Consider the following 12632-nt stretch of genomic DNA (forward strand, 5'->3'; position numbering starts at 1 on the left):
CAGGAATCTTGCTGCAAAAGCGTCATTGTGCTCCTGAGAGCAAAGCTAAGAAGTAGTGCCAAATGCATATGCCATCATTTCTAACGCATGAAGACCGTCCTCTGCGCCCGGCTGATGAGTGGATACACTCCGCTGCAAAGACGATTGAAACCGAGATTGCTGCGCTCAACGCGTTACAGGCAAGCCTTTCCAACGGCTTGGCAGAGCCTTTCACAAAAGCGGTAGAGACAATCGCTCACTCAAAAGGCCGCGTAATCGTCTCTGGTATTGGCAAGAGCGGGATCATTGGTACCAAGCTGGCTGCGACATTAGCATCCACCGGGACACCCGCTTTCTTCGTACACGCAAGCGAAGCAAGCCACGGTGACCTTGGTATGATCACCGAAGATGATGTGGTAATTGCGCTGTCCTGGTCTGGCGAAACCCAAGAACTTGCAAGCCTCCTCGGCTTCACCCGCCGTTTTAAGGTGCCGTTGATCGCTATCACCCGCAATGCAGCTAGTGCACTTGGTCAAGCCTCAGATATCTGTCTGACATTGCCTAAAGTTCCAGAGGCCTGCCCTCATGGATTGGCTCCCACATCCAGCACCTTAATTCAGCTCGCCCTGGGAGATGCTCTCGCAATTGCTCTCTTGGAAGCAAAAGGTTTTACAGCTCAAGACTTTAAGGTCTACCACCCTGGCGGCAAACTAGGCGCAAGTCTGATGCATGTGAAAGATGTCATGCACACAGGTGATCATCTACCAGTCGCTCAAAACGGTATGCTTATGAAAGAAGCTCTCGTTTTGATGACCCAAAAGGGATTTGGCGTTCTTGGCATTACCAATAATGATGGAGTACTCATTGGCGTCATCACGGATGGTGACTTACGCCGCCATATCAGCCCGAACTTTCTCGATATGAAAGTTGAGGATGTCATGACGCACAATCCAAAAACAATTGAAGAAACACTTCTGGCACCATCAGCACTGGAAGTAATGAATTCACTCAAGATCAGCTCACTATTTATTGTCAGTAATGACAAGCCAGTTGGAATCATACGCACACTTGATCTTCTGAAAATCGGCGCGGCCTGACCCGCACCTGGAACAAGCTCTTTGATGCCCGAGATGTGTTCATCCTCGGGCATTTTGATTCTCATAGCCATCCATTTGGTTCACATCTTCCAACAGCACAACCCAATTTTTCCCATTTATTAGGATTTGGTTAGCCTTAATACCCCAAATTAACACTAGTTAAATTGCCTCATCAAAGGCGCACATTCGGGTAAGCTAAATGGATCTAGCCACGATAATCGGCGTTATCGCTGCTTGCGTAACTGTGCTGATAGCTATCTTTCTGGGTGGAAGCTTCAGCCAGTTCGTTGACCTTCCTTCCATCTTGATCGTGGTAGGTGGCGGCCTCGCAGCCACACTCGTCAGATTCCCGCTAAATGGGTTGCTAAGTGCTTTTGGAATGGGAGCGAAACTCGCTTTCACCCATAAGAAGATCGAGCCTCGCGAACTTGTCGAGAATATCGCTCATCTTGCAGAAACTGCTCGCAAGGAAGGCCCTCTCGGTCTGGAGAATGTCGAGATTGAGGAACCTACCCTCGCCAAAGGCATGCAGTATGTAGCTGACGGTTACGACTACAATCTCATTCGCGACTCGATGGAAAAAGAGCGTGATCTCTACCTGACCCGCTTGAATGAAGGCGCCCGCGTATACCGTGCACTTGGCGACTCAGCTCCCGCCTTTGGAATGATCGGAACGCTTGTCGGCCTGGTACAGATGCTTGCGACTATGGATGATCCATCCACAATCGGTCCCTCCATGGCGATTGCGCTATTAACAACGCTGTACGGCTCACTCATCGCAAACGTAGTGTGTATCCCAGTCGCCGATAAACTGGATTCCAAATTTGAGCAGGAAGAGCTAAATCAAACCCTTGTCATCGACGGCGTTTTGCAGATTCGTGAAAGCAAAAGCCCATCGTTGATCCGTGAAATGTTGCTGGCTTATATCCCAGAAAAAGGCCGCAGCGACATGATTGAAGCGGCGGCTTAGTCCTTCGGGCAAGGGAGAGACACAATGGCAGGTAGAAAAAAATCAGCTCCCGCAGGCGCACCCGCATGGATGCTGACGTTTGCAGACTTGATGTCTCTGCTCGTGTGTTTCTTCGTATTGATTATTTCGTTCTCGGTCCAAGACAAGCAAAAACTTCAGGTTGTTGCGGGCTCGATCAAAGACGCATTCGGCATCAAACAGGTGACCAAACGCGCTGGTGTTCTTGAAATCGAAGGTGTGCCACTACGCGATTTCATGAAAGACATCACCTACGAGAAGCAAATTACAGACGCTGATTTTGCAACTGAGAGCCATCCGGAAAAGCGTAAACAAGGCCCGGAAGCAAACACCCACACCACCAAAAAGGCAGACATCGAGAAGCCGAGGCAGTTTGCAACTGCAGTGGTTTCGCTCCGGCAGGCATTTCAGGAAATGCCTGAGATCACAGAGATCTCCAACAACATCATTCTTGAAGAAACAGATGAAGGCCTTAACATCCTGATTGTGGATCAGGAAGGCCGTTCAATGTATCCGGAAGGGTCAAAGTACCCTTATGAGATAACAAGGCAGCTCCTCGCTAAAATGGCGCCTGTTCTGGCAAAGATGCCAAACCGTGTCCGCATTACCGGACACACGACGACAGGACAGCTCATCACAGCTCCAAGTGAAACTGGCTGGGAACTCTCAGCAGATCGCGCAAACACAGCACGACAGATTCTTTCTGAGTATGGTCTGCCTTCGAACAATATTCATTCTGTAGTGGGAAAAGCTGATTCTGAGCCTCTCTTCCCGAATGACCCATATCTTGCAGCAAACCGCCGCATCTCAATTCTGCTGATGGCAGAAGAACCGCCACTGCCACCAGATTTCAATCCATACCAATAGGCCTAGGCCTCTTCGCCTTCTGAAGCTGCTTCCACAATGAGAGTTGTGCCGTCTTGGCCGACGACTTTCACATGGGCACCTGCTGGTAAATCCGGGCCATTTACACGCCAAATAGAGTCACCAATCTCAAGCGTGCCTTTGCCATGAGCGAGTGCCTGCTTCAACACAAACACACGTCCTTGATATCGGCTCCCTCTTTTATTGAGATGCGGATCACCTTCTTTGTCATCGTCTTTAACAGTCAAACGACGACCAATAAGGAGGAAGCTGACGGACAAGACACCCCACAGCACAAGTTGCCAGCGCCAGTCCATATCAAAATATGCAACCAGAGCGCCAACAACGAGAGCAGCTGCCCCAAACCAGATCAGAAATGAGCCAGGAACAGCCAGCTCAAGCCCAATAAGAACAAGCCCGGAGGCAAACCAAACCCAAGGTTCAATACTGTTTTGGAACAGCTCAATCAGCATATCGATCAGCCCTCTGAACTACCGGTATTTGGAATACGGCTGGAACGACGGTGTTCGTTGTCCCTCAGTACTTCTTTGCTTATTTCAGCAATACCGGCAAGGCTTCCGATCATCCCAGTTGCTTCCATAGGCAGAATGAGAGTTTTCTGGTTTGGAGACTTTGCAAGTTCACCGAACGCTTCAACATATTTGTTAGCCACAAAGTAATTGATCGCACCCATGTCACCTTTGGCAATCGCCTCAGAAACCATCATGGTAGCCTTAGCTTCAGCTTGTGCCAGACGCTCACGTGCTTCAGCATCGCGCATAGCAGCTTGCTGGCGGCCTTCCGCTTCCAGAATGAGTGACTGTTTCACACCCTCTGCCTTAGCAATCTCGGCCTGCCGGGCACCCTCAGCTTCCAGGATCGAAGCACGCTTCTCACGCTCAGCTTTCATCTGACGACCCATCGCATTCACCAGATCGCTCGGAGGGTTGATGTCCTTGATCTCAATACGGGTGATCTTCACGCCCCATGGCTCACAAGCCGCGTCAACAACACGCAGCAAACGAGCATTGATTTCATCACGATTAGAGAGCAGTTCGTCCAGATCCATGGAACCCATGACACTACGAATGTTGGTCATGGTCAGATTCAGAATTGCATTCTGCAGGCCCAGAACTTCATAGGCCGCCTGCGAGGCGCTCAACACCTGATAGAAAGTCACACCATCAGCAGTAATCGTTGCATTGTCTTTCGTGATCACTTCCTGCGCTGGAACATCAAGCACCTGCTCCATCATATTCAACTTATGACCAATCTGGTCAATGAACGGGATGATGATGTTCAGACCCGGATGCAGCGTCTTCCGGTATTTTCCAAAGCGTTCAACTGTGTAGTTGTAGCCTTGAGGAACCATCTTCGCGCCAGCAAATACAACAAAAATGATCACAGCCACTAAAATGAGGACAGTAATCGAACTACCTGTCAAAATATCCATATCTATTAATCCTTTGGAGGAATTTGCCTTAACTATCGTAGCTTTGTCCCATTAAAACCAGAGAAAACTGCACGAATAAATGCCAAAGAGCACCGCTTCCTAAAAGAAACGAGTGCTCTTCTTTACATAGTAAATTAAAACTTAACTTCTAGATCCAACCCTGAAGCTCACGGCGAACCACATTCTCCAGCACAGCCATACCTTCAGGAGCATCATTGAGGCATGGAATATGGGTAAACTGCTCCCCTCCATGTTCTTCAAAGATCTCTGCTGCTTCACCAGCGATTTCTTCCAGAGTTTCAAGGCAGTCAGCTACAAAGCCCGGATTCAAAACGGCAATCCGTTTCACACCATCTTTCGCCAGCTTCTCAACTGTCTTGTCCGTGTAAGGCTGTAACCATTCTTCTGGACCAAAGCGAGATTGGAAGGTGATCTGAAGCTTCGTCTCATCCCACCCCAGCTTCTCACGCAACAAGCGAGTCGTTTTCTGACAGTGGCAGTGGTACGGATCGCCCTTATCAAAGTAGCTCTGCGGAATGCCGTGGAAAGACGCGAGAACCATCTCTGGTTCTTCATCCAGCTCACTGAGCTTGTTCTTGATCGAAGCAGCAAGCGAGTCAATGTAAGTATCGTCATCATGATAAGGCGGCACAATACGAATGGTCGGCTGCCAGCGCATCTTCAAAAGTGTACGAAAGACCTCATCGTTTACTGTCGCCGTCGTCGAAGCTGAGTATTGCGGGTAAAGCGGAAAGACGAGAATACGGTCGCAACCCTTTTCCTTCAGCGCATCAAGACGGCTCGCAATGGATGGATTGCCATAACGCATCGCCCAATCGACAACAACATTGTCACCCAGCCCCGAAAGCATCTCAGAAAGCTTGTCAGATTGGCTCCGTGTAATGGTGCGCAGCGGACTTTCATCCAGCTCGTTGTTCCAGATCTCTTTGTAGGCCTCACCGGACTTTTGCGGGCGCTTGCTCAAGACAATTCCATGCAAAATGGGCAACCAGAGAAAACGCGACCACTCAATGACGCGGCGATCTGAGAGAAACTCTGCCAGATAACGACGCATGGACCAGTAATCTGTCCCGTCTGGTGTCCCAAGATTTACAAGAAGCACACCCACTTTCCCAAAGGAGACCGGAGGGTGGTTTTCTTGCTTTGTTGCGTTACCGCTTGTGCTCTGGTTCATGAGACCCCTATGCGCATCAGATCCAATCCAATTGCTAAATAGAGTTTCCCAATGCCCGCGCCAAGGTCAAACCCTGTGATTTTCTGATTATTACCGTGAAACTACCCAAAATAGAAAAATGCCAGCCCACAAACGCAAACTGGCATTCTCAAAATCGATCAAACCAAGAGCTGCTATGTAGTCACTTCACGTTCATCAGAAATCACTTTACCATCGTTTGGCAAGGTATTGGGGGCAACCAGCTCCACATCACCATTGAGGCCAGTGTGCTCTTTCAGAGATTTCTTCAAAGCCGCAATGAAATCATCACTTGCAGCTTCAGTCTCGACCTTCAGGATCATATGGTCCTGCTCACCCTGGCGCACGACTGAGAGACGCGCACGCCCGGCCTCATCACCAGCGTTTTTGCGCAGACGCTCAATCTGTGCCGGGTCAACAAACATGCCCTTCACTTTGGTACGTTGGTCTGCACGTCCCATCCACCCTTTCAGGCGCATATTCGTACGACCGCACGGCGAAATGCCCGGTAGCACTGCAGACAAATCTCCCGTTGCAAAACGAATAAGCGGATAGGTTGGCGAGAATGTCGTCACGACCAACTCACCAACTTCACCCGGAGCAACAGGCTCTCCCGTTCCAGGACGAACAATTTCAATAATGAAATCTTCGTTGGCAATCAGACCTTCCATGGCTTCACTTTCATAAGCCACGATGCCTAGATCAGCCGTCGCATAGGCTTGCAGAACCTTCACGCCGCGACTTGCGTATTCCTCACGCAAGCTCGGATAAAGCGCCCCACCAGAAACAAGACCATGCTTAATGGAGCTTACATCCGCCCCCAATTCGACAGCACGGTCCAGAATAACCTTCAGATAGTCCGGAGTACCGGCATAAGCCGTCGGGCGCAGGCTCGAGATCGCAGAAACCTGCATGTCCGTATTACCAATACCAGCCGGGAAGACCACACAGCCATATGCACGTGCGCCCTGATCCAGAATGAACCCACCCGGTGTCATGTGATAGGACAGCGCATTGTGAACGATATCGCCCGGACGAATTCCAGTCGCATGGAACGCACGCGCTGATTTCCATGGATCAGCTTCGGATCCCTGCGGTTCCCAGATTGGTCCCGGAGACATAAAGATGCGTTTGTATGTAGAAAAGTCACCAGCAGCGAACCCACCAAGTGGGGGCTCTTCAGCCTGAGCCGCAAGAAGGTCCGCCTTACGGAGAACAGGGAGCTTAGCCAAAGCTTCACGGCTCGTGACTTCAACTGGGTCAACATCTGCCAGATGCTTTGCCCAACCAGACGCCTCGTTCTTTGCCATGGCAATCTGCCCCGGCAACCGAGCCATCAGATAAGCTTCTCGTTCCTCTGGGGACCGGATCTCCAACTCATCAAAATATTGGTTTCCCATAGAAGCCCTCCCATGGCCTCAAACATCTTCCCAGCAGGAGACCAAAGCCTCCCGCAAATTTATTGGACAGGTACTCTAGTTAAATCCGACAGGATCAACGCGGCCCTGACAATCAGATTGCACTGGCTTCGCGGCCAACAGTAACTCACTCATCGGGGTATCTGGCTCAACCCTGCCCTTCAGATTGATAAAGAGCTCGGTAATTAAACCACCTTTGCAACGCACCTGAACGCGGTTCCCTGCACCAGCGCCAAAGGTTTCATCAAACGCCGCACGAACCTGCGCTGTCGTGAGCACCTCACCGATGTTGGCAGCAAACAGATCACGGACAGCTGAACCGTTCAATTGCTCCATAAGATCAAGAGATTCCGCGTAATACTCTTCTGCACTATCGCTGTAACAAGTACCGTGTTTTACCCATTCATAACGGTCCAGATGCGACTGGGCGCCCGGCATCACCTTATCCAGCTCTTCACGAGTTGCATCATCCAACTTAACTGGAGGCAACTGGCCCCGTGTAGAACGCTCTTCTGCCAGACGCTTCTCTTCACGCGTTACACCACACCAGAAGTTGCCACGCGGTTGAGGCCACAAACCATGCAATGCAAAGTGGTTCGCATCAAACCGTCCTTCCACCTGAGAAGAACACTCCGGTATCTCTTGATGTGTTTGACAAAAAGCAGGTTGCCAGCTCGCAGCAAGCAGGAACTCAGCGTCTGCCGAAGGCCCTTTGACAGCAGGGCGAACCACATTTGATCCAGCAGAACCTCCGGAACCATTGCCAGTATTCAGCCCGCTACCATCAGCTTCAACCAGATGCAGACCACAGGAAACATCCACCCAACGCTCAGCTGGATTTACGCCATTCATACGAATGAAGTAATGAGATGCCTGCGATTTGTTCTTCCCAAGTAGTTCATAGGCACGCATCCGTTCCACATGAACGTTTCCAGGATTTGTCTGCTTACGAATAGATTGAAATGCTGGACAGGCTTCCTCAGCAAGAAAGAAACCGTCCAACTTCACTTGAGAAGCAGCAGGCAAAACAGAGGCCACGCTCAAAAGCGCAGCCCCGACAATCACTTTAGAAAGAAAATGCATGTGGTCCTCCAAAATACCTTTTGCAGCAATAAGCAGCATGCAGATTATTCAAAACCAGATACATTGACTTCCTGTGACAGTTCACCCCCATGATTTTAGGGGCAAGTTCTCAATTAATGCAGATTACGCCAACCACCGCTTGCGGCGTTTGTAGTGTTTGCCATCACGGAAGGATTTTCGCCCTTCTCCGCCGACACCAAGATAGAACTCTTTCACGTCTTCGTTTTCGCGCAAAGAATCAGCATCACCATCCAGCACAATACGGCCAGCTTCCATGATGTACCCATAGGTCGCGTATTTAAGCGCAACGTTGGTATTCTGCTCAGCAAGAAGGAAGGACACACCTTCATTCTTGTTCAGCTTCTTCACGATCTCAAAGATTTCTTCCTGCAACTGTGGAGCAAGGCCCATGCTTGGCTCATCCAGCAAAATCATGTCCGGGCGGCTCATCAAGGCACGACCCACTGCACACATCTGCTGCTCACCACCAGAAGTATAACCCGCTTGAGAACCCCGACGCTCACGCAAACGCGGGAAGTAGTCATACACCATTTCCAGATCGCGCTTGATCTCAGCATTGCCATCTTTGCGGGTATAGGCACCAGTCATCAGATTATCTTCAATAGAAAGGTGGCCAAAACAACGACGGCCTTCCATGACCTGAATGCATCCGCGCTGAACCAGCTCATTCGGAGAAAGTGCCTGAACTTGCTTTCCTTGAAAAATGATATTGCCCTTCGTCACTTCTCCACGCTCTGCTTGCAGCAGGTTGGAGATTGCTTTCAGGGTCGTTGTCTTACCGGCACCGTTCGCACCCAGCAGAGCAACAATACCCCCCTTAGGCACGGTCAAAGAAACCCCTTTGAGAACCAGAACCACGTGATCGTAAATGACTTCGATGTTGTTGATAGACAAAATGTCTTCGGCAACCTGCAGGTTAGCGGCTGGTGCCTTGGATTTTGATGTCTGTTCTGCAATTGCGTTCATGAGATCAGCCTTAACCTGCGAACATTCCGATTGTTTGAATTCGATAAATTGGCCGGGCACCACTGCGCCCGACCAAAACAACAAGGCTTAGTTACAAGCGAGGTCGCCACGACCAGGCCAAGGAGCATTGTTTTTCGCGTAGTCAGCGGCTTTTTCCAACTCAAGCGGCTTGATCAGTTCACGGTTTGGAGTCAGCAGGTCACTTGCCTGTACAAACTCTTCGCCGTTCCACTCAAGCATCCATGCACCAGAGTGACCAGTATGGTTGTCACAAGCCATCTTCAGTGGAGGTGTCATGCCCTTCATACCCAGCTCTTCAAGGCGAGCTGCAGTGATATCAAGGTTCTCAAGACCCCAACGCAGCTGTTCGGCATTGATGTTCTTTTCACCAAAGTTGTCCTGAGCGGTTTTTGCTGCTTCAGCAAGGATCATAGAGATGATGATACCGCGCTGATAGAAGATGGTGTCCATGTCAGCTTCAGATTTGATTTCTGAGTTGCCTTTGGAAACAACATGCTTACGGATGTCTTCAAGCACAGGGAAGTTGCCTGGAGCGTTGAAGCTGACAGACTTGTAGCCCTTCGCTTTAGCGCCAACGTTCTGCAAGTCAGCATCAGAGCCAGACCACCAGATGCCGATGAAGTTTTCCATTGGGTAGCGTGTCTTAACCGCTTCGGTGATCGCACCGGCGTTCATAGCACCCCAACCCCACATAACGACGTTGTCTGGACGCTCACGACGGATCTGCAACCACTGCGCAGACTGGTTCTGCATTTCTTTCAGACCAACAGGGATCGGAACCAGCTTAAAGTCATGCATTTCTGCAAGCTTTTCCAGAAGCGGAATTGGCTCTTTACCGAATGGGTGGTCAAGATGCAGAAGAACGATCTTCTTACCCTTCAGCGAAGACATGTCACCACCAGCAATGTAGTCGAGGATCATGTATGCACCATCCCAGTAGGACACTGGTGGGTTAAACGCCCACGCAAACGTATCACCGTCTGACATTGGCGAGAAACCGTAGCCAGGTGCCAGAATAGGAATACGGTCCACGTTGGTGCGAGGCATAACCTGCAAAGTGATACCAGTTGACCATGGCTGCGTTACGAGAGCTGCTCCCTTAGTCTTCTCGTAGCACTCAACGCCTTTGTTGGTGTTGTAGCCGGTTTCACACTCGATGTAATCGATTGGCACGCCGCCAATACCACCATCACGCTCGTTCAGCATGAGCATGTAGTCACGCTGGCCGTTCATGATTGGCGTACCAGTACCCGCAAATGGGCCAGTACGGTATGTCAGGTTTGGAAAGTTAAGACCGTCTGCTGCCATTGCAGCTGTGCTCATAGCAACTGCAATGGCACCTGCTGCAACAGCCTTACCTAAATTCGTAAAGTGTTTCATATTTTCCTCCGCGTTTGCGGCTCCCGCCGCGGACCATTTCCTCTATTCCCCAGCTGCTCCCGCAGTTCTTTATTAGTGAGGGAATGGCCAAATGATGAGCTTTTCACGAATAAGCGCCCAGAACCGCGCAAGACCGTGAGGCTCGACAATCAAGAACATGATAATGAGAGAACCAACCACCATAACGTTGACATGTTCCATGGTGGCAGAACCGATACTCAGGCCAAGCATTTCTGGCAGAAGGTTCAGCACAACTGGCAGAGCCACAATCAGGATCGCTCCAAGGAAGTTCCCCATCACACTGCCAAGGCCACCAATGATCGCGATAAAGACGATCTGGAAACTCATTGGAATATCAAAGAGATTTGGCTCAGCAGCACCTTTCCAGAAAAACACCATCAGCGCACCAGCAATACCCACGATATAGGAGCTGACAGCAAAGGCAGAAAGCTTTGCACGCATCAAGTTGATGCCCACCAGCTCCGCAGCAATATCCATGTCGCGAACAGCCTTCCATGTACGACCATACCGGCCACGTGTCAGGTTGATCATCGCAAAGGTCACAACGGAAACAATGCCAAGAACAAAGTAGTACTGAACCATAGGCGACGCATTCGGGCCTGTTACAACAAGACCGAAAATATCCATGGTGCGTACTTCAATCGCGCCGGATGCATTGTAGTTGTAAAGCCACGCCCACTTCTCAAAGAGCCACACCAGGAAAAACTGCGAAGCAAGCGTCGCAATCGCAAGGTAGAAACCTTTAATGCGCAGCGACGGCAAACCAAACGCGACCCCAACCGCAGCAGAGAAGAAGCCAGAAAGGAACAACGCAACAATGATGTTCATTTCTGGGAAGATCGTAGTGATCTTATAGCAAGCATAAGCACCAACGCCCATGAAGCCCGCAGTACCCAGCGAAAGCTGCCCGGCATAACCGGTCAGAATATTCAGACCAAGCGATGCCAGAGAATAAATCAGCACTGGCACAAGCAGAGCCTTGTAGGTGAACTCCGATGCGAACATCGGAAAGACCACATACATAGCGGCAAGGATCACAACCAGCAGGACCATATCCTGCTTGATTGGGAAGAGCGCCTGATCACTTTCATAGGTCGTTTTGAACTGACCAGAAGTTCTGTAAAACACGTCAGGCCTCCCTTACACGCGCTCGATGATTTTCTCACCGAACAGCCCTTGCGGACGGAACAGTAAAACAATCAAAGCAAAGATAAAGGCGAACCAGGTTTCGGTGTTGCCACCAAACAGAGGCTGACCCCAGTAAATTTCGAAGACTTTTTCCAGAAGACCGATAGCAATACCGCCGATAATCGCGCCGGATACAGATTCCAGACCACCAAGCATCAGCACTGGCAAGGCCTTGTACGCAATCACTTCCAGAGCAAACGATACACCAGCCCGAGCACCCCAGACGACGCCGGTAGCAAGAGCAATCACACCAGCAATAAACCAGACCAGAACCCAGATAGTGCTGAGGGAGATACCAACAGACAACGCTGCAGTATGATCATCACCCAGCGCACGGATCGCGCGACCCATCGCAGATTTGTTCAGGAACACCAGCAGGCTGATAACCAGCACGATCGCCATAACAACCGCGAACACGTCTTTCTCTTCCAAAAGCAGGAAGCCGCCGAACGGTTCAAATTCAATAGCACCGGTTGGAATACCAAGCGCTTCGGTGATCATCACCTTGTTCTCACCACCGAACACGAACTCACCAAAACCGATGAGGAACATGGTGATACCGATGGTTGCCATGAACAGAATGATGTCTGGCTGCCCGACAAGCGGACGAAGCACAACACGCTCAACGCTCATTGCCAACGCATACATGATGCCAAGAGTAAGCGGCATCGCGATTGCAGCAGCAACAAACTCGTTGCCAACAAAAGGAACCAGGAAGGTATGCAGGCCAACCAAAGACAGCGCAGCAAACACAACCATAATGCCTTGCGCAAAGTTAAAGATGCGCGAGGATTTAAAGATGAGAACGAAACCAAGTGCAATCAGCGCATAAAGAACACCGGAGACGAGACCTTCCCACAACACCTGTAGAAAGAAGTCCGGCATTCCGTACATCTGAACAAATGGATCAATTAGTACGTTATAAAGTGTTTCCATGGGG

12 protein-coding genes are annotated in these 12632 nt (G+C 50.3%); 3 read left to right on the plus strand and 9 right to left on the minus strand.

The window, feature by feature from the left end; genetic code table 11:
- The first annotated feature begins 62 nt into the window (after positions 1-62).
- From PsW64_RS10195 to PsW64_RS10205, 3 genes are all read left to right on the plus strand, one after another.
- Positions 63-1076, plus strand: coding sequence for a KpsF/GutQ family sugar-phosphate isomerase (locus tag PsW64_RS10195; RefSeq protein WP_057461829.1), 1014 nt, complete (start codon positions 63-65; stop codon positions 1074-1076).
- A 199-nt stretch (positions 1077-1275) separates the two neighbouring features.
- A complete protein-coding gene (locus PsW64_RS10200; protein WP_008551696.1) occupies positions 1276-2046 on the plus strand; it encodes a motility protein A in 771 nt (256 codons plus the stop codon).
- Positions 2047-2070: 24 nt separating this feature from the next.
- Positions 2071-2931: an OmpA/MotB family protein gene (locus tag PsW64_RS10205; protein WP_057461830.1), complete on the plus strand. Its 861-nt coding sequence runs from the start codon at positions 2071-2073 to the stop codon at positions 2929-2931.
- 2 nt (positions 2932-2933) lie between these two features.
- On the opposite strand, the gene PsW64_RS10210 is transcribed toward PsW64_RS10205, so the two are convergent.
- The 9 genes from PsW64_RS10210 to PsW64_RS10250 form a co-directional block, all read right to left on the minus strand.
- Complete coding sequence (locus PsW64_RS10210) at positions 2934-3401, minus strand: NfeD family protein (protein ID WP_063290285.1); 468 nt, start codon at positions 3399-3401, stop codon at positions 2934-2936.
- A 5-nt stretch (positions 3402-3406) separates the two neighbouring features.
- Positions 3407-4381: an SPFH domain-containing protein gene (locus PsW64_RS10215; RefSeq protein WP_063303510.1), complete on the minus strand. Its 975-nt coding sequence runs from the start codon at positions 4379-4381 to the stop codon at positions 3407-3409.
- Between the two features lie 148 nt (positions 4382-4529).
- Positions 4530-5576 carry a ferrochelatase gene (hemH, locus tag PsW64_RS10220; RefSeq protein WP_057461833.1) on the minus strand — a complete coding sequence of 349 codons (1047 nt, stop codon included), beginning with the start codon at positions 5574-5576 and terminating at the stop codon, positions 4530-4532.
- Positions 5577-5749: 173 nt separating this feature from the next.
- Positions 5750-6994: a phenylacetate--CoA ligase family protein gene (locus PsW64_RS10225; protein ID WP_063303511.1), complete on the minus strand. Its 1245-nt coding sequence runs from the start codon at positions 6992-6994 to the stop codon at positions 5750-5752.
- A gap of 75 nt (positions 6995-7069) precedes the next feature.
- Positions 7070-8095, minus strand: a complete 1026-nt coding sequence (locus PsW64_RS10230; protein WP_208980706.1) for a ribonuclease T2 family protein — start codon at positions 8093-8095, stop codon at positions 7070-7072.
- A 123-nt stretch (positions 8096-8218) separates the two neighbouring features.
- Positions 8219-9082 carry an ABC transporter ATP-binding protein gene (locus PsW64_RS10235; protein ID WP_057461836.1) on the minus strand — a complete coding sequence of 288 codons (864 nt, stop codon included), beginning with the start codon at positions 9080-9082 and terminating at the stop codon, positions 8219-8221.
- Between the two features lie 87 nt (positions 9083-9169).
- A complete protein-coding gene (locus PsW64_RS10240; protein ID WP_063303513.1) occupies positions 9170-10483 on the minus strand; it encodes an ABC transporter substrate-binding protein in 1314 nt (437 codons plus the stop codon).
- A 72-nt stretch (positions 10484-10555) separates the two neighbouring features.
- Complete coding sequence (locus tag PsW64_RS10245) at positions 10556-11632, minus strand: branched-chain amino acid ABC transporter permease (protein ID WP_063291081.1); 1077 nt, start codon at positions 11630-11632, stop codon at positions 10556-10558.
- Between the two features lie 12 nt (positions 11633-11644).
- Positions 11645-12628: a branched-chain amino acid ABC transporter permease gene (locus tag PsW64_RS10250; RefSeq protein ID WP_057461839.1), complete on the minus strand. Its 984-nt coding sequence runs from the start codon at positions 12626-12628 to the stop codon at positions 11645-11647.
- Positions 12629-12632: the final 4 nt, after the last annotated feature.

This window comes from Pseudovibrio sp. W64, from assembly GCF_001623145.1.
In the GTDB taxonomy this organism is placed as follows: Bacteria; Pseudomonadota; Alphaproteobacteria; order Rhizobiales; family Stappiaceae; genus Pseudovibrio.

Coding starts and splice junctions, on each gene's coding strand:
- PsW64_RS10195 (WP_057461829.1), top strand. CDS start 63: ATGCATATGCCATCATTTCTAACGCATGAAGACCGTCCTCTGCGCCCG.
- PsW64_RS10200 (WP_008551696.1), top strand. CDS start 1,276: ATGGATCTAGCCACGATAATCGGCGTTATCGCTGCTTGCGTAACTGTG.
- PsW64_RS10205 (WP_057461830.1), top strand. CDS start 2,071: ATGGCAGGTAGAAAAAAATCAGCTCCCGCAGGCGCACCCGCATGGATG.
- PsW64_RS10210 (WP_063290285.1), bottom strand. CDS start 3,401: ATGCTGATTGAGCTGTTCCAAAACAGTATTGAACCTTGGGTTTGGTTT.
- PsW64_RS10215 (WP_063303510.1), bottom strand. CDS start 4,381: ATGGATATTTTGACAGGTAGTTCGATTACTGTCCTCATTTTAGTGGCT.
- hemH (WP_057461833.1), bottom strand. CDS start 5,576: ATGAACCAGAGCACAAGCGGTAACGCAACAAAGCAAGAAAACCACCCT.
- PsW64_RS10225 (WP_063303511.1), bottom strand. CDS start 6,994: ATGGGAAACCAATATTTTGATGAGTTGGAGATCCGGTCCCCAGAGGAA.
- PsW64_RS10230 (WP_208980706.1), bottom strand. CDS start 8,095: ATGCATTTTCTTTCTAAAGTGATTGTCGGGGCTGCGCTTTTGAGCGTG.
- PsW64_RS10235 (WP_057461836.1), bottom strand. CDS start 9,082: ATGAACGCAATTGCAGAACAGACATCAAAATCCAAGGCACCAGCCGCT.
- PsW64_RS10240 (WP_063303513.1), bottom strand. CDS start 10,483: ATGAAACACTTTACGAATTTAGGTAAGGCTGTTGCAGCAGGTGCCATT.
- PsW64_RS10250 (WP_057461839.1), bottom strand. CDS start 12,628: ATGGAAACACTTTATAACGTACTAATTGATCCATTTGTTCAGATGTAC.